A 19717-nucleotide genomic window follows, 5' to 3' on the forward strand; every position below is an offset into this window, starting at 1 on the left:
TTGTCGTCCGAGCCATTGGTCGTCCGAGCCAGCGAACCGGACCGCTTCCGGAAGCTTTTGGCCCGGTCCGGGAAGAGGGCCGACGTGAGCCGTCTCAGAAACCTCTCGCTGTTCCTCGTCCTCGCCGCCGTTTGGGGCTCGGCGTTCGTCGCGATCAAGGCGGGGTTAGCGTACTTCCCGCCGGTGCTGTTCGCGGCGTTCCGGTACGACGTGGCGGGCGTCGTGATGCTCGCGTACGCCGCGTACGCGGTCGACGACCCCGTCCCACGCGGCCGCGACGCGTGGCTGGAAGTGGTCTCCGGCGCCGTGTTCATCATCGCCGCCTACCACTCCTTCCTGTTCGTCGGCGAGACGGACCCGGCGGTGACGAGCGCCGTCGCGGCCGTCATCGTCAGCCTCTCGCCGCTTTTGACCACCGTCTTCGCCCGCGCCGTCCTGCCCGCGGAGCGGCTGACCGCCGTCGGGGCGCTCGGCCTCGCGATCGGACTCGTCGGCGCGGTCGTCCTCGCGAACCCCGACCCCGCGAACCTGACGAGCGGCGGCACGGTCGCGAAGCTGCTCGTCCTGCTCGCGGCCGCCTCCTTCGCGCTCGGCTCGGTGCTCTCCCGGGCCTCCGAGGCCGACATCGCCATCGAGACGATGGAGGCGTGGTCGATGCTGCTCGGCGCGGGACTCACCCACCTCGTCTCGGTCGCGCTCGGCGAGTCGGTCGCCGACGCGGTCTGGACGACGGAGTCGCTGCTCGCGCTCGCGTACCTCTCGGTCGTCGCCAGCGGTATCGGCTTCCTCATCTACTTCCACCTGCTCGACCGGCTCGGGCCGATCGAGATCAACCTCGTCTCCTACGTCGCGCCGGTGTTCGCGGCCCTCGTCGGATGGCTCGTCCTCGACGAGGGGATCACCGCCACGACGGTCGCCGGCTTCCTCGTCATCTGCGTCGGCTTCGCGCTGGTGAAACGCGACGCGCTCCGCGAGGAGTTGCGGGCCGCCGGCGTGATCGGGTAGGCGGGTCGACGCCCCTGGGATCCCGCCGCCCCCGCCGCAACCGTCTTGTCGACGGCCCGACGACTCCCGCGTCGTGAGCGCCGACCAGATCGATCCCCAGGCGAAGCGCGCGGCGACGCGACAGTCGCGGATCCCCCTCCCGCACGGAGGCTACAAGCTGAAACTGCTCCGGCTCCTGACGGACCCCCTGTCGCGGCTTCAGAACCTGAATCCGCCGAGCGTCGGCGCGACGGAGTCGGTGGCTATCCCCGGCCCCGCCGGCGACCTCGACGCGCGGCTCTACCGCCCGGCGGGCGACCCGCCCTATCCGACCGTCGTCTTCTTCCACGGCGGCGGGTTCGTGCTGGGGAGCGTCGAGACCCACGACTGGCTTTGCCGCCACCTGACACGGGAGAGCGAATGCGCGGTGCTGTCAGTCGAGTACCGGCTCGCGCCCGAGCACCCGTTCCCGGCCGCCGTCGAGGACGCGTACGCGGCCGTCGAGTGGGCCGCCGAGTCGACCGCGGCCCTCGGCGGCACCGGCGACATCGCGGTCGCGGGCGACTCGGCCGGCGGCAACCTGGCCGCCGTGACGGCGCTCATGGCCGCCGAGCGGGACGGGCCCGCGATCGAACGCCAGGTCCTCCTGTACCCCGGGATCGGCGTCGACCCGGAACAGGAGTCGGTCAGCGAACACGCCGGCGTCGTCCTCTCTCGCGAGGACATCGAGTGGTTCTCCGCCGCGTACTACCGGAGCGAGATTCACCGCCGGAACCCGTACGCCGACCCGATCAACGCGGGGGACCTCTCCGGCGTCGCGCCCGCGACCGTCGTCACCGCGGGCTTCGACCCGCTCCGCGACGGCGGGAGGGCGTACGCGGAGCGGCTGGTCGCGGACGGCGTCGCGACGCGGTACGAGAACTACCCGGCGATGGTCCACGGGTTCATGACGATGCGAGACGTCGACCGGGCCCGCGACGCGATCGCGGACGTCGGCGCCGACCTCGCCGACGCGCTCGACGCCTGACGACGGCCGACCGTGACAACCGGTCGCAGGCCGCCGGTGGAGTTTATCCGTTCGCCGCCGTCGGCGTCGGTATGTTCCCCGAGACCATCGAAACCGACCGGCTTCGCTTGGAGGCGCGGCGTCCCGAGGCGGTCGACCTCGACGAGTGCTACCGGATCTGTTCGTCGGACCCCGGCATCGACGAGGTGACCGAGTACGTCACGTGGGACCCCCACGAGACGAAGCGGGAGACGCTGGAGTTCCTCGAACGCGGCCGCGAACGGTTCGAGGACGGCGAGGCCGCGACCTACGTCATCCGCCCGCGCGAGGGCGAAGACGGCGCCGGAGCGATCGCCGGCTTCGGCGGCTTCGACGTCGACTGGGAGAAGCGGACCGCGAACCTCGGCACGTGGCTTCGCAAGCGCTTCTGGGGCCGCGGCTACTCGGGCGAGCGCGCCGCCGCGCTCGTCGAAGTGGCGTTCGACGACCTCGATCTCGACGTGGTCGCTGTCGGCCACCTCCCCGAGAACGAGCAGTCGCAGCGGGCGATCGAGAGGTACGTCGACCGCCTCGGCGGGCGGCGCGAGGGGCTGTTACGCAACCACATCACCTTCGCCGACGGCAGCGTCCACGACGAGGTCCGGTACACGATCTCGCAGGCGGAGTGGCGTGAGGCGACCGCGTGATTCGACCTGAGATTTCGGCGTAAATAACACACAGAACGCGTGAAACGCAGTTTTTCTTCTATCAGCCCGACCCAACAAACACTTACCGCGCCCGAAACGATACCGGGCGCATGTCTTCGGCATCCACCGGCGGAACGAGCGCGACGGGCGGAGAACAGAGCCTCGCACGCGGGGCGGTCTTCGGAGCGGTCGCGGGCGCTGCGGCCTACGTCCTCGGCTACCTGGTCACGTACGTGACGCAGAGCGGGCGGGTCGAGGAAGGACTCTCCGGGATCAACTTCTTCGCCGACCTGTTCGGCGGCGAAACCATCTCCGTCTGGCGCGGCGTCGGCTGGGTGTTCTACAACGCGCACTTCGTCGACGTGGAGGTGCCGTCGCTGATCGGCGCCGCGCAGTCGGTGAACTTCATCGCCGAGAGCGACGGCGGGTTCACGTACCTGTACGTCGTCCCGCCGCTGCTGCTGCTCGTCTCGGGCGTCGCGATTGCGCGCGCCGCGGGCGCGGCGACGCCCGTCGGCGGCGCGCGGTTCGGCGCGCTCGCGACCGCCGGCTACCTCCCGCTGGCGCTGATCGGCGCGTTCCTGTTCCGATACGCCGTCGGCGACGGCGGGAGCGTCGCCCCGACGCTCGTCACGGCGGTGCTGCTCGCGGGGATCGTGTACCCGGCCCTCTTCGGCGCGGTGGGCGGCGCGGCGGCCGGGGCGACGGCCGAGTGAGCCCGGCCCGGAGCCGACCGCTCAGTACGCCTCGTCCTCAGGGTCGAAGCGGTCGCCGTACTCGCGGACGGGGTCGACGGGCTGTCCCTCGTCGGTCTCGGGCGCGACGTAGTCGATGAACGACTCCACGTCCGGCTCGCGGACGCGGACCTCCACGTCGATCTCGCCCAGCTCGTCCGGCTCGCCGACCGCGAAGTTGACGACGCCCTCGAGCGCCGCCTGCTTCTTCAGCGAGAAGGCGAACCCCTCGTCTGTGCGGTTCTGCCGGAAGACGCGGCGGGCCGTGTCGAGGATCTCCTGCTCGTGGAGCACGTCGGAGAACGCGTCGAGGCTGTGCGTCTCGGCGACGAGCCGCCCGTCCTCGTGGGCCGGCTCGGCGTCCGGGAAGACGTTCGCGACCGCGTCCGCGACCCGGTCGGTCACCTCGGTGTCGTGGACCGGCGCCTCGATCCGGACGTCGACGCTGTAGATCACGCGCCGTCACCTCCGGCCTCGGCCGCCTCGGCGCCGCCGTCGGAGCGATCCGACCCCCCGCCGTCGAGGCCCAGCACCTCGCGGACGCGCTCGCGGAACGCCGCGAGGCTGTCGGTGTTGTCGATCTCCACGTCGGCGCGTTCGAGCGTCTCGCCGAGCCCGAGGTCGATCTCGCGGGCGTCGCGCTCGCGCAACGCCGAGAGGTCGGCGTCGGAGTCGTCGCGACCGCGCTCGCCCAGCCGCTCGGCGCGGAGCTCAAACGGCGCTCGGATCGCGACGAGCGTGAAGTCGTCGCCGAACGCCTCGCGGAAGCGGTCGAGTTCGACGGTGGAGCGGAGTCCGTCGACCAGGACCGTCTCGTCGCGGTCGCTCTCGGTCGCCGCCTCCCGGATCCGCGGGAGCGTCCGCGCGGCGATCGCGTCGTCGCCCTCCTCCTCGCGGAGCGCCTGCGCGATCCGCCCGTGGTGCTGCGCCGGGTCGAGGTCGCGGCGGCGGCACTCGGCGCGGATCACGTCGCCCATGACGACGACGGGGATGCCGGCCGCCTCGGCCACGTTCGCCGCCTCCCCCTTCCCGCTACCGGGGAGGCCGACGGTTCCGATGACGTTCATTACCGGCGGCTACTCCGCTCGCGGACTTAGGTCTGCTGTTGAGCGACGCCGCCCGAAGAGGGCGCTCCGGAGCGCTCCGGAGCGTCCGGTAGCCTCGGGGATAGTTCCGTTCGAATAGTATAAAATTATTTAAATTAGGCGTCTGAGAGTGCGTTCGTGGCTGACGTGTGACGGTACATTTCGTACTCCCCTTCGCGCTCGCCCTCCGCACTCGGGAATCTCGCGTCTCGCGGGTCCGTTCGGACGGTGGAGAGTCGCGACGGCGCGCGCCGGCCGCGGACGATTCATGCGACGACGCACACTCATCACGGGAGCGGCAGCCGGCGGTATCGGCGGGATAACACTCATCGGGACGGGGGCGTTCGACACGGCGAGCGCCGAGCGGGCGGCGACGGTGAACTTCGCGGACGACGAGGACGCGTACCTCGGCCTGGTCTCGAAGAGCGCGTACGCGACGACGGACGGCGACGGCGAACTCGCGCTCGCGTTCGGCGACGTATCGGGCGCGGGCGACGGGATCGGCCGCAACTCGCAGTTCTTCTTCGACGAGGTGTTCGCGATCGCCAATCAGGGGACCGAGACGGTCTCGATCACCGCGACCAGCGACACCGACGCGTTCGACGGCGAGTTCCGGCTCTACCCCACCGGCGACCGCGACGGGGTCCTGGACGACCCCGACAACGCGGTGGCCTTGGAGACCGGCGAGGAGCAGTCCGTCGGGACATACGTTGAGACGGGCGACGTCGACGTCACCGAGAACCTCGACATCGACATCACCATCGAGGCGGCCTTCGAGGATGGGAACGACGAGCCGGACGACTCCCAACCGGAGCCGCCCGAGACGATCGACGTGACGGAGTTCTTCTCGACGTCGAGCCTCATCGACGCGGACGGCGACGTGCTCGACGACGACTCGGTCGTCGCCGTGCGTGCGGAACCGACCGCCCAGAACGAGAACCCCGAGGGCGACGACGAGTTCGTCTCATATCCCGACGACGTCGAGATCCCGCTGGCGGCGGTCGACGGGACCGTCGTCGGGTTCGGGTCGGGGCTCGGTCCGAACGCCAGCGACGTCGACGAAAACCGGACGTTCGTCGCGAACGCGTGGCAGACCACGCTCGACGGGACCGGGACGGTGCTGTACGACGAGACGCACGGGCAGAACCGGACGCTCGCGAGCGACTTCTCCGATCTCGAATCCCTGGCGGAAGGCCGAGGATTCGACGTCCAGGCGCTCGCGAGCGACTTCGCCGGGTCGCTCAGCGACGCCGACGCGGTGATGATCGCCACTACCGACGGCGACGTGGCGGACGCCGGCGGGTTCTCCGGGACGGAGCTGTCGGCGCTCGCCGACTTCGTGGACGACGGCGGCGCGGTGTTCCTCCACGGCACCGCCTCGTTCGAGGGGACCTCGAACGGCGCGTTGAACGCGGTGCTCGACGAACTCGGTGCGGCGTTCAGGTTCAACGTCGATCAGGTGACCGACGAGGAGAACAACGGCTTCGCGCCGTACGTGCCACGGACGAGCAACTTCAACGACGACGAGGGTCGCGTTAAGTTTGGCGTGAATTGTGGTAGACGGCGAAGGCTTCGAGCCAGTTTTGAGCTGTCTCTAGCGCGACATTGCTGAAACTATTCGCAAATGATGATGTTCGTCGTTCTATCTCCCAAAAGACACGTTCGATAGCATTCCGATTTCCATGTCGAATGATTTGAAATCGATACCCGTCTTCAGCAAGAACTGATCCAAGATAGTCTGCGTCATCGACGAGAAATTCGACGTTATTCAGCTGATAGCGCCGGTGTAGCTCGGTGAGAAACCATCGCGTTGTCTGTTTATTTGCGGTCGGATAGAGGCTCAAGTGAAGGATCTCGTTCGTCTGTGGATCAACCGCGGCGTACAGCCAGAACTTCTGGCCGTGGAGGCGGATCATCTTTTCGTCAACCGCGAGTTGATCCTCGGAGACGGTCGAGATCGGCTGTAGATCGGCCTTATGAACCCAGTTGTGGATCGCGACGTGACTTCGACTGATTCCAAACAGTTCAAGATGCTTACTTACCTCGCGCAGTGACATACCGGCTAAGTGACTGCGGATCCCTAGTTCAATCGCCCAGCGCGGCGTTCGATCTCGCTCCACAAACGACAAGTCGATCCACGTGATACGTTCGCTGAGGCGTTCGATTTCGGCCATAAGCACTCTGAAGTCGAGCGCCTCATCCTCTAAGTTAACGCGACCACGACGAGTTCCCCGATCTCTTTCTCGCGGAGGGGGAACTATGAAGCGCCGCAGCGTCATCGTCGGGCTCGGCGCGACCGCGGCCGGCGGGGGCGCGATCGCGACGGGCGCGTTCGACACGGCGACGGCGGAGCGGGACGCGACGGTGGCGCTCGCGGACGACGCGAGTTCGCTGCTGTCGCTGACGCCGCTCGATGAGGAGTTCGCGTCCGTCGACGACGCGGGCGAGCTCGCCCTGATCTTCGACGAAGTCGAAGGGGGCGGCACCGGATTCGGCTCGAACACCGTCTACGAGATTGGCGAGGTGTTTCAGGTCAGCAATCAGGGCACAGAGGACCTCGGACTGTTCGCGACGGTCGACGACGGGGCGATCGGCGACGCCGAGTTCGCGCTGACCGTCGACGACGAGGCGCTGGGCCCCGAACCGACGGTCGAGCTCGGCGTCGGCGAGGCGGTCGCGGTCGGCGTCGAGGTCGACGCCGGCGACGACCCGACGGGCGGTGAGGTGACGTTCACCATCGGCGTCGGCGACGGGCCGATCGAGGACCCGGGCGAGGAGCCGGGTGATGGCCCGACCCAGTTCGTCGACCAGTTGGTGTTCGACTCGACCGCGAGCCTCCTCGCCGAGGACGACGGCTACCTGCCGAGCGAGGCGATCGCGGCCGCCGCGGAGCCGACCGCGCAGTCCGTCGACGAGGACGGCAACGACGACGCCACGACCTACCCGGACGACGAGCCGCTACCGCTGATGGCGGTCGACCAAGACCTCCCCGTGGTCGCGTTCGGCTTCCCGTTCGCGCAGAACGACGTCACGTTCGGCGAGTACGGGAACGAGGAGGTGCTGTTGAACGTCCTCGACGAGTACGCCGACTCGGAGACGGTGCTGTGGGACGAGGGGCACGGGCAGTTCTACGACCTCGCGAGCCACTCCAGCTTTGAGGGGTACGCGGAGGACAACGGCTACGACGTGGCGGCGACGACCGACCTCGAGAGCGACCTGCTCGGGCCGGCCTCGGCGATCGTGATCACGTCGCCGTCGGACTCCTTCAGCGGGAGCGAGATCGACGCGCTCGCCGACTTCGCCGACCAAGGCGGGCTCGTCGTGCTGATGGACCAGTCGGACTTCAACAACTTCGACGCGACGGACAACCTCAACGCGCTGGCGACCGGGATCGACACGCAGATCCGGTTCAACGACAACCAGGTGATCGACCCCGAGAACAACGCCGGCGCCCAGTTCGCCCCGGTGACGAGCGACCTCGACACCGGGAACTACCCCGAGCTGTTCGCCGACCGCGAGGGGCTCGGACTCGAACTCGACCCGACCGAGGAGTACGAGGTCGAGGTCGTCAGCGTCGCCGACGGGGACACGGCCGACGTGGCGTTCGACTCCGGGATAGAGGACACGGTGCGGATCCTCGGCATCGACACGCCGGAGACCGGCAGCACGGAGGAGCGTCTTCAGGAGTACGAGGGGATCGACGACGGCTCCGCGCTGCGGGACAAGGCCGACGAGGCGACGAGCTACGCCGAATCCCAGCTCGAAGTCGGCAGCACGGTCACCCTGTCGTTCGACGAGAACGAGGGGCTTCGGGGGAACTTCGGTCGCCTGCTCGGCTTCCTCGAACTCCCGGACGGAAGCGTCTACAACGCGAAGGCGATCGAGGACGGCTGGGCCCGGGTGTACGACTCAGGGTTCGCGGACCACGACGCCTACTGGGACCTCGAACGCGCCGCCCGCGACGCCGGCGACGGGATCTGGGAGATCTCCGACGTGGAGTCGACCCCGGTCGTCGGCGACGAGCCGGTCGACGAGCTGTTCGTCCCGTTCGCCTCCGCGGTCGCGACCGCGGACGGCGCCATCGCGGGCGACCGCGTGCCCGTCGCCGCCGAGGGGGGCGACCCCCTCGTCGGCGTCGACGAGGCGAACAACGTCGCGCTGCTGGGCGGGCCGCTCCCCGCCGAGAGCTTCGAGAGCGACGAGGACGGTCCCGGCACCGAGCCGTACGGGAACTACGTCTTCCTCGCGAACCTGATCGACTCGCTCGCCGCCGACGGCCGCGAGGGAAGCGTCGTCATCGACGGCGGGCACGGCCAGTTCGCGGCCGACTACGCGCTCTCCGCGGAGGACGCCGCCTACTTCCAGCGCTACCTCGAAGGGTTCGCGATCGAGTTCGACGGGAAGAACGACTTCGACGACGACCTCGGGCGCGACCTCGCCGAGGCCCGCGCGGTGATCGTCACCGCGCCCGACGACGAACTCGGGAGCGACGAGGTCGCCGCCATCGAAGACTTTCGCGACGACGGCGGCGCCGTGATCCTCGCGAGCGCCGGCGCCGGCACGGACGACGCGGCCGGCGCGCGCGACAACCTCGACTCGCTCGCCGCCGACCTCGGGTCCGACCTGCGAACCGGCGGCGCGGTGACCGACGGGGAGAACAACCTCGGCGGGCCGGCGAACCCGACGACGAACTTCGACACGGACTTCGACCTGTTCGGCGCCTACGGCGACGGAGGGGACGGTGGCGACGGTGGATCGCTGGAGGTCGTCGAGGTCGTCGAAGATGCGTCAGGCGACGATCTCGAGGATCCGCAGGAGAACGTCGTCTTCGAGAACGTCGGCGACGACGCCATCGACCTCACCGGCTACGCCGTCTCGGACGAGACGACGAAGGAGTACTCGTTCCCGGACGGGTTCACGCTCTTGTCGGGAGAAGAGGTAACCCTGTACTCCGGAGAGGGAACGGGTACCGACACGGAACTGTACTGGGGCCGGACCGGAAGCGCCGTCTGGAACAACGGCGGCGACACCGTGTTCGTCACGGATCCGGACGAGAACACCGTCGTCGAGTACAGCTACTGAACGCGGTCGATTCGGGGCAGTTCCCGACGCGAACCGCGGGCGTTTTTTAGACTCGGGGGATCAGCAACAAACGAGGGCACGTAGCTCAGCCAGGATAGAGCGTCGGACTTCTAATCCGATGGTCGTGGGTTCGAATCCCACCGTGCTCGTGACATCGCTGAACGGAATCAAGCGCGCCGAGTGACGGAAGGCGGCGTTCGTTTCGCGCGAATAACGTATTTATTCGGTGCGGTCGTCACCTGTTCACATGAACCCTCCAGCCAGGTTCCTCGCCCGTCAGAAGACTGTCGCCGGCCTCGTCGTCGCCGCGCTGTTGGCGCTCGGGATCGCGCTGTACGGCGCGCTCCCGGACCAGATGGCGATCCACTGGAACGCGGCCGGCAACGCTGACAGCGTCGTCGGGAAGCCGATCGCGATCCTGACGATGCCCGCGGTCGTCGTGTTCATGAGCCTGCTGTTCGAGATCACCGACGCCGACGTCGGGGAGCGGATCGTCGGCTCGCTGGCGATGCTGCTGTTGCTCGCGGTTCAGGTGATGGCGTTCGGCGTGAACCTGGGGTACAACGTCCCGATCGTTCCGATCACCCTCGCGCTCGCCGGCGGGATGGTGGCGGTGGCCGTCTGGTTTGAAATGCGATAGGCCGAAGGACGTGACCGGCCACCGGGCGGAGCGCGGGCTTTCGTCTCAGTCCGCCGCGGGCGGCGTTCCGAGGTACTTCTCGTTCAGCTCGTACTCGCCGTCGTCGCCCTCGATCAGGTACTCACCGTAGTACGGAACCCGATTGGCCACCACCTCCTCGAACGTCTCGGCGATCTCCGCGCGGGTCATCTCGCCCATCGACCGGAGGTCGTCGTTGCGGTTGAGACACCCCTTCAGGTACCCCTCGTGGGTGACGCGGACGCGGCCGCAGTTGGCGCAGAACTCCTCGTTCTCGACGGGGTCGACGATCTCGACCATCCCGCCCGTCGCGTCGTCGCTCGCCTCGCCGACGAAGTAGCGCTTCCGGTCGTGCATCTCGCGGTGCTCGACGCGGTCCGCCTTCCCGGCGAGCCAGTCGTGGACGCGCCCGATGTCGACGTTCCACTCGGGCTTGCCGGTCAGTTCCGGCATGTACTGGATGAGCTGGAGCTGGAGCCCCTCGTTGTCGGCGACGTGCTCGACCATCTCCTCGACGTAGCCCGCGGTGTGCGTGAACACGACCATGTTGAGCTTCACGGGGTCGAGCCCGGCGTCGACGGCGGCCTTGACGCCCTCCAAGACTTTCTCGTAGGCGCCCGACTTCGTCACCTCCGCGAAGTCGTCGGGGTCGAGCGCGTCCTGCGAGACGTTGACGCGGTCGAGCCCGGCGGCCTTCAGGTCCGCCGCGCGCCCGGGGAGGAAGGTGCCGTTCGTCGTCATCGAGACCTCCATCGAGTCGGGCGTTCGCTCGATGATCTCTTCGAGGTCTTGGCGGAGCATCGGCTCGCCGCCGGTGAACTTCACGGCGTCGACGCCGTACCCCTCGACGACCTCCAGGAAGCGGACCACGTCGTCGGCGCTCATCTCCGACTCGCTCGGCTCCATCGGCCCGCGCGTGTCGCCTAACCCCTCGTTGTGACAGTAGACGCAGTCGAAGTTACACCGGTCGGTGAGCGAGATACGGACCCCCGTCACCTCCCGTCCGAAGTCGTCCGCGAGTGGGCCGGCCATGAGGGACGGGAGCCACTACGCGCGCTTAAATATCCGGGTCGAACGTGCGGGTGCGTAACACTCCGCGGTTACGTCGCGCCCGCGACGCCGCCGATCGCCGGTTACGATTCCGGCCTCAAAGCGACACGCGTAGGCCGTCCGCCGCGACCCGCACCTCGCCGTCGAAGCCCGCGTCGCGGACGCCCTCCGCCATCTCGCGCTCGCGGCCGCCGGTGTGCGGGTAGAGGTGCGAGAGGAGGAGCGTCCCGACCGTCGCGCCCGCGAGCGACTCGCCGAGGCTCGTCGGCGTCGGGTGGTTCGACACGTCCACGTCGTCCGGGAACGAGCAGTCGTGGACGAGGCAGTCGGCGCCGTCCGCGAACCGCGCCATCCCCGCGAACGCCTCGGTGTCGCCGGAGAGCGCGAGGGGGCCGTCGCCGGGCGCGGCGTCCGAACTCGGCGGCGAGAAGCGGTAGGCGAACCCGTCCATGGAGTGGCGCGTCTCGCGGGCGGTCACGTCGAACCCGCCGGCGGTGAACGACCGCGCCGCGGACACCTCGCGGACGGCGAGGTCGATCCGCCCGTCGAGGTAGTCGTGGACGTCGAGCAGGTCGTCGACGAGCGACTTCGTGCCCGCGGGGCCGACGACTTCGAGGTGCTCCTCGCCGGCGAGCCAGCGCGCCTTCACGAGCGGGAGGAGGTCCGCGACGTGGTCGAGGTGGTGGTGCGTGAGGAGGACCGTCGAGGCGCCCTCGTAACCGGTGTCGGTGCCGGCGAGGCGCCCGAGGACGCCGCTGCCGCAGTCGACGAGCAGCGAGCGGTCGCCGTCGTCGAGGAGGTACCCGGCCTGCGCGCGGTCGGGGACCGGCATCGCGCTGCCGGACCCGAGCACGGTGAGTTCCATGCCGACGGGTCGCGGCGCCACCCACCTAACTGGCTCGGACGGGCGCCGACCGGCCCCGGCCGGTCGCGGTCGGTCGAGGGGTCACTTGATCAGGAACACCGGCACCGACGCGTCGTCGGCCACGCGGTCGGAGACGCTGCCGAGGGACTGGATCCGCTCGCGGGGGGGCTTCCCCTCCGGGCTCATCACGATCACGTCGATCCCGGCCTCGTCGGCGTAGTCGACGATCTCCGTGTCCGGCGTCCCGTACGCGACGTGGGTCTCGGCGTCGAGGCCGGCCTCCGCGGCCGCCTCGGCGACCGCGTCGACCGCGGCCTCGCCCTGCGATTCGAGGTCCTCGACCACGTCGTCGTGGAGGTCGCCGGAGTTGGCGGCCGCGATCCGCTGGTCGACGACGTACAGCGCGTGGAGCGTCGCGCCGTGGTCGGTGGCGAGTCGGATCGCGTGGTCGAGCGCGCGGTCGACGGCGTCGCTCCCGTCGGTCGGCACGAGAATGTCGTCGTACATGCGTCGCCGTTCGCCCGGCCGGGGCTTAACGGTGGGGCCTCGGTGTCGCCGTCCGGGATCGCTCCGCGGTCGGGGGCCGGGTCGCGCTACTCGCCGCGCCAGCGGCCGCCGATCTCCTCGCGCCGCATGCTGTTCGCCTCGCCGTCGCGGAACACGCTGACGCGGCCGGTCTCCTCGCTCAGCGTCACGGTCGCGACGACCTCCGGGCGCACGGAGGTCTCGATGGCGCTCATGTGGCGCGACCCCATCCACGGCTCGTAGCTCACGTCGTCGACGAGGTCGGCCTCCTCGTCGCGGGTGCCGAGGTCGCGGAACCGGACCATCTGACTCTCGATGCCGCCGTCGACCGCGACCACCACGCCGCCGTCCTGCGCGACGCTCACCGACTCGGCCGCGGACGTGAGTGCGTCCTCCTCGAAGACGGACGGACAGGTGTCCCGCGGCCAGCGGTTGTCGCCCATCGGGTCCGCGTACGCCCCGTAGTCGCTGTCGCCGATGACGGCGAAGTAGAGCCCCGGCCCCTTCACGTGGGGTTCGTCCCACCCGTCGAAGGCGACGCCGACGTGCTCGGCGCAGTAGGTGAGTCGGTCGACGACCTCGCACACCCGCCCGTGGTCGCCGTAGTCGATGGCGAGGTCGTTCATCGCGTTCGCGCCCCTCGGTTCCGTCGTCCGCCGCTGTTGCCGCCGTCGATCACGCTCGACCAGATGGGACACCGGTATTTAAGCGCAACAGAGTCGGCCCGGGGCGGCTCGCGACCCTGACCCGCGGCGACGCCGGCCGTTCACGACCCGCGCCACTGGGTGAACAGCCGCGTGTCGAACCGGTCGGCGCGGAGGAGGCCGACGCCGAACGCGGCCGCGACCGCCGCCGGCAGGAGGTTCCCGAACCAGAGGTTGATCCCGCCCCAGAGGATCACGAAGCTCACCATGTCGTCGAGCATGAACTCGCAGTCGCGGAGCCGCTCGCGGACGCCGACCGCCGCGAAGGCGCGGTCGAGCGTGACGACGGCGACGACCGCCGACAGCACCCAGCCGGCGTAGTTCGAGAGCGGGACGCCGTAGAACGCGCCGCCGCCGAAGTCCCAGAAGCCGAGCGACACCGCGCCGGGGTCCAAGACCACGTCCATCGCGACGACGACGGGGATCACGGTCGCCAACCGGACCCACACGCTGTCGGCGCGCGGGCCGAGCAGGAGCAGGCAGAGCAGGTAGGCGTTCATCACGAGCGGGATGAAGAAGACGGGGAGCGCGACCGGGACGCCGGCGAGCATCGGCCCGAGGTCGACCGTGTACGCGAACTCCCCGTACGGCCACCCGGTCGCGACGCCGACCGACTCGATGAGGTACGTGTACGCGGTCAGGACGCCGATCCAGCCGAGCGCGCGGCGGTCGACCGTCGGCAGCACGCCGACGACCAGCGGCGAGCGCATCACGATCACGCCGAACAGCACGAACCACGGGTGGAACGCGAACGGCTCTGGCACCCAGCCCTCGGCGCTGCCGACGAGCGCTACCGCCCCCACGAGCGGGAAGACGACCGCGATGGTGAACCGGTTCTCGCGGACGAGACGGTCGAGCAGCGCCTCGGCCTCGCGGCGCGTGTCCGGCGCGCGCTCGCGGAGCGCGTCGAGTCCGGCGGCGGTCGAGGTCCCGCCGGGCGAGCCGTCGGTCACGGCAGCGCCTCCCAGAGCGGGTACACCCGCCAGAGGCCGCCCATCGACAGCAGCGTGCCGACGACGGTGTTCAGCGCCGGGAACCACCAGTAGGCGCGGTCGACGGAGACCGACGAGCGCGCGACCCACGCGACGAAGACGGGGTACACGCCGAGCAGGGCGCCGAGCCTGGCGTCGACGGCCCAGAACCCGGCGGCCGCCGCGGTCCACGCCGCGAAGCAGTAGGCGTACGTGCGCCCCTCGCCGAGCAGCGTCGCGGTCGTGTCGATCCCCGCCGCGCGGTCCGGTTCGATGTCGGGGATGGCGGAGAACGTGTGCATCCCCATCGTCCAGAGCCACGCGCCGGCGAGCGCCGCGAGCGGCGGGTGCGCCCCCGCGACCGTCGCGTACGCCGCCGCGCCCGGGAGCGCGTACAGGCCGTTCGACAGCGAGTCGAGGAACGGCGTCGTCTTGAAGCGGACGGGCGGCGCGCTGTACCCGACGGCCAAGACGAGGAAGCCGAGCAGGTACGGCCACGCGACCCGCGGCGTGACCGCGAGCGTCGCGAGCCCCAGCGCGCCGGACGCGGCGACCGCGGCGACCACGGGCCGACTCCCCTGCCAGCGCACCTCGCGGCCCTCCTTCTTGGGGTTCAGCTCGTCGATGTCGGCGTCGAACACGTCGTTGACGCCGTAGAGGAACACGTTCGCGGGAACGAGGAAGTAGAGGGCGAGCGCGACGGTGACGGGTGTGAACAGCCCGCTCACGGCGTCGATGCCGTAGGTGACGCCGACCGCGACCGGCCCGGCGAGGTACAGCCAGAAGCGCGGCCGGGACAGCACCAGCAGGTAGCGGAGCCCCTCGCCGCCGCCCCCGGCGGCCCGGGACTGCTCGTCCTCGACGGACCGGGGCTGGCCCTCTCCGGCGGATCGGTTCTGGTCGCTCACGGCGGGGATCACACGTCGTCGTCGGCCATCGCTTCCGCGGTCAGCCCCCCGCTGATGAGGCACATCGGGACGCCGATGCCGGGCGTCGTCGTCGACCCCGTGAAGTAGAGCCCGTCGACCGCGTCCGAGACGTGCGACGGGCGCAGCAGCGAGGTCTGCGTGAGGGTGTGCGCCAGGCCGAGCGCGCTGCCCGCGTAGCTGTTGTACCGGTCCGCGAAGTCGTCGACGGAGAACGTCTCCTCGACGACGACGCGCCCGCGCAGGTCCGTGCCGGTGTTCTCCGCGATGTCGTCGATGACGAGGTCGCGGTAGCGGTTGCGGATCTCCGGGGTGTCGGCCAGCCCGGGCGCGATCGGCACGAGCGCGAAGAGGTTGCTGTGCCCCTCGGGCGCGACGGTGTCGTCCGTCTTGGAGGGGACACAGAGGTAGTAGGCGGGGTCGTCGGGCCACTCGGGGTCGTCGAATATCTGCGCGAAGTGCTCGTCCCAGTCGGTCGGCAGGACGAGCGTGTGGTGTTCGAGGTCCGGCACGTCGCCCTCGACGCCGAGGTACAGCAGGAACGCGGAGGGGGCGTACGTCCGCGACTCCCAGTACTCCTCGGTGTACTGCCGCTTGTGCTCCGGGAGCAGCTCCTGCTCGGTGTGCGCGTAGTCGGCGTCGGAGACGACGCGGTCGGCGAGGTAGCGCTCGCCGCCCTCGGTGTCGACCGCGAACGCGCCGTACCGGCCCTCGATCCCCGTCACCTCGGCGTCGGTGACGAACTCGACGCCGAGGTCGTCGGCGAGCTCGACGATGCCGTCGACGACGGCGCCGATCCCGCCGTCGGGGTAATAGACGCCCATGTTGTAGTCGACGTGGCTCATCAGGTTGTACAGCGCCGGCGTGTTCGTCGGCGAGCCGCCGAGGAACACGAGCGTGTACTGCATCAGCTGCTGGAGCTTCGGGTGGTCGAAGTAGTCCTCGACGTGGCCCTGCATCTTGCCCAGCAGCGAGAGTCCCCACGAGTAGCGCATCACGTCCGTGTCCACGTAGTCGCGCAGCCGCGGGCGGTCCTCGTACACGAAGTGCTCCATCCCGATCTCGTAGGTCCGCTCGGACTCGGCCAGGTACTCGTCGAACGCCTCGCCCGCGCCCGGCTCGTACGACTCGAATATCTCCTTGTTCTTCTCGCGGTCCGGGAGCACGTCGACTTTGTCTCCGTCCTTCCAGAACACGCGGTAGTGCGGGTCGAGCCGCTCCAGTTCGTAGAACTCGTCGGGCGACCGGCCGAAGTGGCCGAAGAACCGCTCGAAGACGTCCGGCATCAGGTACCACGACGGCCCCATGTCGAACCGGAAGCCGTCGACTTCGAGCCGGCTGGCCCGGCCGCCGAGCTGCTCGTTCTTCTCCAGCAGCGTGACGTCCGCGCCGGCGTCCGCGAGGTAACAGGCCGTCGAGAGGCCGCCGAATCCGCCGCCGATCACGACGACGGACTCGCCGGCCACGCCGTCGATGTCCGGGACCACGTCCATACGCGATCCTAAGAGCGGCGGGGGTATAAATCCGGCCAGACGCGTCGGGGATCGCACCTCGTCGCGTCGAGACGGGGCGGTCGTCTCGCCCCGAGTGGATACCACTAAGTCGCCGACGCGCGTACCTGTGTTTACATGGATCTGACGGTCGCGATCACCGGAGCAACGAGCGGGATCGGACGAGCCGTCGCCGAGGCGTTCGTCGACGAAGGGGCGTTCGTCGCCGTCTCCGGGCGCGACGGCGAGGCCGTCGATCGGACCGTCGCGGCGCTGAACGGCGGGGGCGGCGACGCGGACGAGAGGACCGAAGCCGACGACGGGAGCGACGACGCCGCCGAGCGCGGCGCCGCGTGGGGCGACCGCGTCGACGTGCGCGACGAGTTCGACCTCGAACGCTTTTTCGAGCGGACGGCCCGCGAGGCCGGCCCGATCGACGTGGTGTTCGCGAACGCCGGCGTGTTCCACGGCGCGCCGGGCGAGCGGCCGACGACGGAGGTCACCTACGCCGACTACGACGACACGATGCGGACGAACGCGCGCGGCGTGTTCGCGACGATATCGGAGGCGGTCCCCCACCTGGCCGACGGCGCGCGCGTCGTCGTCCCGTCGGGCGCGGTCGCGGCCGAGTCCAAGCCCGGGATGGGCGCGTACGCGGTGTCGAAGGCGGCCGCCGAGGCGGTCGCGCGCGGCTTCGCCGCCGACCTCGACGCGACCGTCGGCGTCGTCGACCCCGGCCTCGTCGCCACCGACCTCACGGGCAAGGAGCGCGCCCGCGACCCGGAGAGCGTCGCGCCGCTGTTCGTCTGGGCCGCCACCGAAGCGCCCGCCGAGGACCTGAACGGCGGACGGCTGGGGCTGCGGGAGTGGAAGTCCGCGACGCGATAAGAGTGGATTGTGTCCGGATTGGCGGTCGCGAAGGCCCCAACCGCTCGCTGGTAAATAATCGATAACGGCCCGGTGACAACCACCTCCAAAGCCCCAGCCGCGAGGGCTCGGTGCGCTCGCTGCGCTCCTCACTCAGTCGCTTCGCTCCCTCGTTGCGGTGCTTACGTCACGCGCCGTCGCCCTCGGGACTGCCCCTTTGAGTCCCGCCCCGCACCGCACCTCACGCCTCCCCAGCCTCGTCAGACGCGTCTGACGGGCTCCCTCCGGTCGCCCTCGCCGCGCCTGACTCCCTCGCGCGTGCCGCTTCGCGGCCTGTCGGCCGCTCGCAGGCACGCGCCACCGCATCGTTCGCTTATTACCAATTGTCGCCGCCGCGCGTCGATTCCGCGAATCGACCACCGAGAATTATCCCCCGGCCGGTCGAACGGGCGGTATGCCACTCGCGGACCCCGACCTCTCGGGCTCGACGGCGTTCATCACCGGAACGACTCGCGGCATCGGCAAGCAGATCGCGCTCGCGCTCGCCGACCGCGGCTGTAACGTCGTCTCGACGGGCAAGACGACCGACGACGACGACTCCGAGCTGGAGGGGTCGATCGAGCAGACGGCCCGCGAGGTGCGGGAGCGCGGGCCGGAGGCGCTCCCGATCGAACTGAACCTCCGCGACGAGGGCCGCGTCGAGGCGGTCGTCGAGGAGGCGATCGACCGCTTCGGCGAGGTCGACATCGTGATCAACAACGCCAGCGCGATCCAGCTGGCGAACGTCGCCGACCTGCCCGCCGACCGCTTCGACCTCCTGACGGACGTGAACGTGCGCGGGACTCACGTCGTCGCGCACGCCTTCGCCGACCACCTCGCGGGGCTCGACGAGGCGTGGCTCCTGACGAACGCGCCGCCGGTCACGACCGACCGCTCGCCGGGCAAGGCGCCGTACGCGTGGTCGAAGCTCGGGATGTCGTTCGTCACCCTCTCGCTCGCAGAGGAGCTCGGGAGCGACGACGTGGGCTGTAACACGTTCTGGCCGGTGACGACCATCGACACCCGCGCGACGCGCTACTTCGGGCTCGGGACCGAGGACGACTGGCGCACCCCCGAGGTCGTCTCCGACGCGGTCCTCGAGATCCTCGCCCGCGACCCGGCCGAGTGTACGGGAAACAGCTTCTACGACGAGGGACTGCTCCGCGACGCGGGCGTCACCGACTTCTCGGCGTACAACCTCACAGAGGGCGACCCGGCGCCGATGTCGGCGCGGCTGTTCGACCCGGAGTTCGAGCGCGACTGGTGACCGCGCCGGTGCGGTCGACGCCACACCGGCGGGGCCGGATCACTCCGTCACGGCCTCGCGCAGCGCCGCGGTCGCCGCCGCCGGGTCCTCGGCGGCGGTGATGGCCGACAGCGCTGCGACGCCGGCCGCGCCCGCCTCGACCACGGGCGCGGCGTTGCTCGCGTCGATCCCGCCGATCCCGAAGACGGGGACGTCGACCGCGTCGGCCACCGCGGCGATCCGCTCAACCCCGATCCCGTCCCGGTCGCCGGAGACGTCCTTCGAGTCGGTGCCGTAGACGGCCCCCACGCCGAGGTAGTCCGCGCCCGCGGCCTCGGCCGCCTCGGCCTGCTCGACCGTCGAGGCCGAGACGCCGACGACGGCGTCCTCGCCCAGCCGTTCGCGAGCGACCGCGACCGGGAGGTCCGTCTGCCCGAGGTGGACGCCGTCGGCGTCGACGGCGGCGGCGAGGTCGATCCGGTCGTTGACGAGCAGGGGAACCCCGGCCTCGGCGGTCAGCTCGCGGATCCGGAGCCCCGTCTCGTAGCGCTCGCGGTCGGTCACCGCCTTGTCGCGGAGCTGGACGACGTCGAGCCCCCCGTCGAGCGCGGCCGCCACCACCTCGGGGGTCGCGCGCCCCGCGGAGCGGCTCGCCGCCGTGACGAGGTACGTCCGCCACTCGCTGATATTCACGTATGGTACAATCCGATGGTCGCGTCAAAACGGTTGCGCTTCGACCGCGGCCGCGCGGCCCGGTCGCGGGCCGTGACGGACAGACACAAGCCGGCGCGACCCGTAC

Annotated in this window: 20 protein-coding genes and 1 tRNA gene; 10 read left to right on the top strand and 11 right to left on the bottom strand. The window is 70.0% G+C overall.

From position 1 onward, the window contains the following. Nucleotides 1-84 precede the first annotated feature (84 nt). From AMR74_RS14135 to AMR74_RS14150, 4 genes are all read left to right on the top strand, one after another. Nucleotides 85-1005, top strand: coding sequence for a DMT family transporter (locus AMR74_RS14135; protein ID WP_053772699.1), 921 nt, complete (start codon nt 85-87; stop codon nt 1003-1005). Between the two features lie 73 nt (nt 1006-1078). After that, a complete protein-coding gene (locus AMR74_RS14140) occupies nt 1079-2011 on the top strand; it encodes an alpha/beta hydrolase (protein ID WP_053772700.1) in 933 nt (310 codons plus the stop codon). A 71-nt stretch (nt 2012-2082) separates the two neighbouring features. Next, nucleotides 2083-2676: a GNAT family N-acetyltransferase gene (locus tag AMR74_RS14145; protein WP_053772701.1), complete on the top strand. Its 594-nt coding sequence runs from the start codon at nt 2083-2085 to the stop codon at nt 2674-2676. A gap of 110 nt (nt 2677-2786) precedes the next feature. Then, a complete protein-coding gene (locus tag AMR74_RS14150; protein ID WP_053772702.1) occupies nt 2787-3392 on the top strand; it encodes a hypothetical protein in 606 nt (201 codons plus the stop codon). 21 nt (nt 3393-3413) lie between these two features. Here AMR74_RS14150 and AMR74_RS14155 read toward each other — a convergent pair whose 3' ends face one another. Continuing rightward, a complete protein-coding gene (locus tag AMR74_RS14155) occupies nt 3414-3866 on the bottom strand; it encodes an RNA-binding domain-containing protein (protein ID WP_053772703.1) in 453 nt (150 codons plus the stop codon). Beyond that, on the bottom strand, nt 3863-4477 hold the full coding sequence (locus AMR74_RS14160; protein ID WP_053772704.1) for an AAA family ATPase: 615 nt from the start codon (nt 4475-4477) through the stop codon (nt 3863-3865). The genes AMR74_RS14155 and AMR74_RS14160 overlap by 4 nt, the downstream gene beginning before the upstream one ends. Before the next feature lie 286 nt (nt 4478-4763). Between AMR74_RS14160 and AMR74_RS14165 the strand changes: the two genes are divergently transcribed. Next, nucleotides 4764-6107, top strand: a complete 1344-nt coding sequence (locus AMR74_RS14165) for a DUF1102 domain-containing protein (protein WP_082356886.1) — start codon at nt 4764-4766, stop codon at nt 6105-6107. On the opposite strand, the gene AMR74_RS17495 is transcribed toward AMR74_RS14165, so the two are convergent. Beyond that, on the bottom strand, nt 6031-6669 hold the full coding sequence (locus AMR74_RS17495; protein ID WP_077152271.1) for an IS6 family transposase: 639 nt from the start codon (nt 6667-6669) through the stop codon (nt 6031-6033). The two genes, AMR74_RS14165 and AMR74_RS17495, sit on opposite strands and share 77 nt — an antisense overlap. Before the next feature lie 85 nt (nt 6670-6754). Here AMR74_RS17495 and AMR74_RS14170 point away from each other — a divergent pair, with 85 nt between their 5' ends. The 3 genes from AMR74_RS14170 (at nt 6755) to AMR74_RS14180 (ending at nt 10217) form a co-directional block, all read left to right on the top strand. Then, nucleotides 6755-9577: a DUF4350 domain-containing protein gene (locus tag AMR74_RS14170; RefSeq protein WP_053772705.1), complete on the top strand. Its 2823-nt coding sequence runs from the start codon at nt 6755-6757 to the stop codon at nt 9575-9577. A gap of 74 nt (nt 9578-9651) precedes the next feature. Further along, nucleotides 9652-9726: transfer RNA gene (locus AMR74_RS14175), tRNA-Arg, on the top strand. Between the two features lie 98 nt (nt 9727-9824). Next, on the top strand, nt 9825-10217 hold the full coding sequence (locus tag AMR74_RS14180; protein WP_053772706.1) for a DUF1648 domain-containing protein: 393 nt from the start codon (nt 9825-9827) through the stop codon (nt 10215-10217). 45 nt (nt 10218-10262) lie between these two features. On the opposite strand, the gene moaA is transcribed toward AMR74_RS14180, so the two are convergent. The 7 genes from moaA to AMR74_RS14215 all read right to left on the bottom strand — a co-directional run bounded on the left by moaA (nt 10263) and on the right by AMR74_RS14215 (nt 16769). After that, nucleotides 10263-11267, bottom strand: coding sequence for a GTP 3',8-cyclase MoaA (moaA, locus tag AMR74_RS14185; RefSeq protein ID WP_053772707.1), 1005 nt, complete (start codon nt 11265-11267; stop codon nt 10263-10265). Nucleotides 11268-11382: 115 nt separating this feature from the next. After that, nucleotides 11383-12150 carry an MBL fold metallo-hydrolase gene (locus tag AMR74_RS14190; protein WP_053772708.1) on the bottom strand — a complete coding sequence of 256 codons (768 nt, stop codon included), beginning with the start codon at nt 12148-12150 and terminating at the stop codon, nt 11383-11385. An 81-nt stretch (nt 12151-12231) separates the two neighbouring features. Next, nucleotides 12232-12657 carry a universal stress protein gene (locus AMR74_RS14195; protein WP_053772709.1) on the bottom strand — a complete coding sequence of 142 codons (426 nt, stop codon included), beginning with the start codon at nt 12655-12657 and terminating at the stop codon, nt 12232-12234. Nucleotides 12658-12743: 86 nt separating this feature from the next. After that, complete coding sequence (locus AMR74_RS14200) at nt 12744-13301, bottom strand: diadenylate cyclase (protein ID WP_053772710.1); 558 nt, start codon at nt 13299-13301, stop codon at nt 12744-12746. 140 nt (nt 13302-13441) lie between these two features. Continuing rightward, nucleotides 13442-14332 carry a bisanhydrobacterioruberin hydratase gene (cruF, locus tag AMR74_RS14205; protein WP_053772711.1) on the bottom strand — a complete coding sequence of 297 codons (891 nt, stop codon included), beginning with the start codon at nt 14330-14332 and terminating at the stop codon, nt 13442-13444. Next, the gene (locus tag AMR74_RS14210) at nt 14329-15270 is read right to left on the bottom strand and encodes a prenyltransferase (protein ID WP_053772712.1); all 942 of its coding nucleotides are present in this window, start codon (nt 15268-15270) and stop codon (nt 14329-14331) included. Before AMR74_RS14210 ends, cruF begins: the two co-directional genes overlap by 4 nt. Then, nucleotides 15267-16769: a phytoene desaturase family protein gene (locus AMR74_RS14215; protein ID WP_053772713.1), complete on the bottom strand. Its 1503-nt coding sequence runs from the start codon at nt 16767-16769 to the stop codon at nt 15267-15269. The genes AMR74_RS14210 and AMR74_RS14215 overlap by 4 nt, the downstream gene beginning before the upstream one ends. Nucleotides 16770-16904: 135 nt before the next feature. Here AMR74_RS14215 and AMR74_RS14220 point away from each other — a divergent pair, with 135 nt between their 5' ends. Next, nucleotides 16905-17654, top strand: a complete 750-nt coding sequence (locus AMR74_RS14220; protein ID WP_053772714.1) for an SDR family oxidoreductase — start codon at nt 16905-16907, stop codon at nt 17652-17654. A gap of 433 nt (nt 17655-18087) precedes the next feature. Beyond that, nucleotides 18088-18939, top strand: coding sequence for an SDR family oxidoreductase (locus tag AMR74_RS14225; RefSeq protein ID WP_053772715.1), 852 nt, complete (start codon nt 18088-18090; stop codon nt 18937-18939). Between the two features lie 39 nt (nt 18940-18978). On the opposite strand, the gene thiE is transcribed toward AMR74_RS14225, so the two are convergent. Beyond that, complete coding sequence (thiE, locus tag AMR74_RS14230; RefSeq protein WP_053772716.1) at nt 18979-19611, bottom strand: thiamine phosphate synthase; 633 nt, start codon at nt 19609-19611, stop codon at nt 18979-18981. Nucleotides 19612-19717 lie beyond the last annotated feature (106 nt).

Origin of the sequence: Halorubrum tropicale (assembly GCF_001280455.1) — an archaeon.
In the GTDB taxonomy this organism is placed as follows: Archaea; Halobacteriota; Halobacteria; order Halobacteriales; family Haloferacaceae; genus Halorubrum; species Halorubrum tropicale.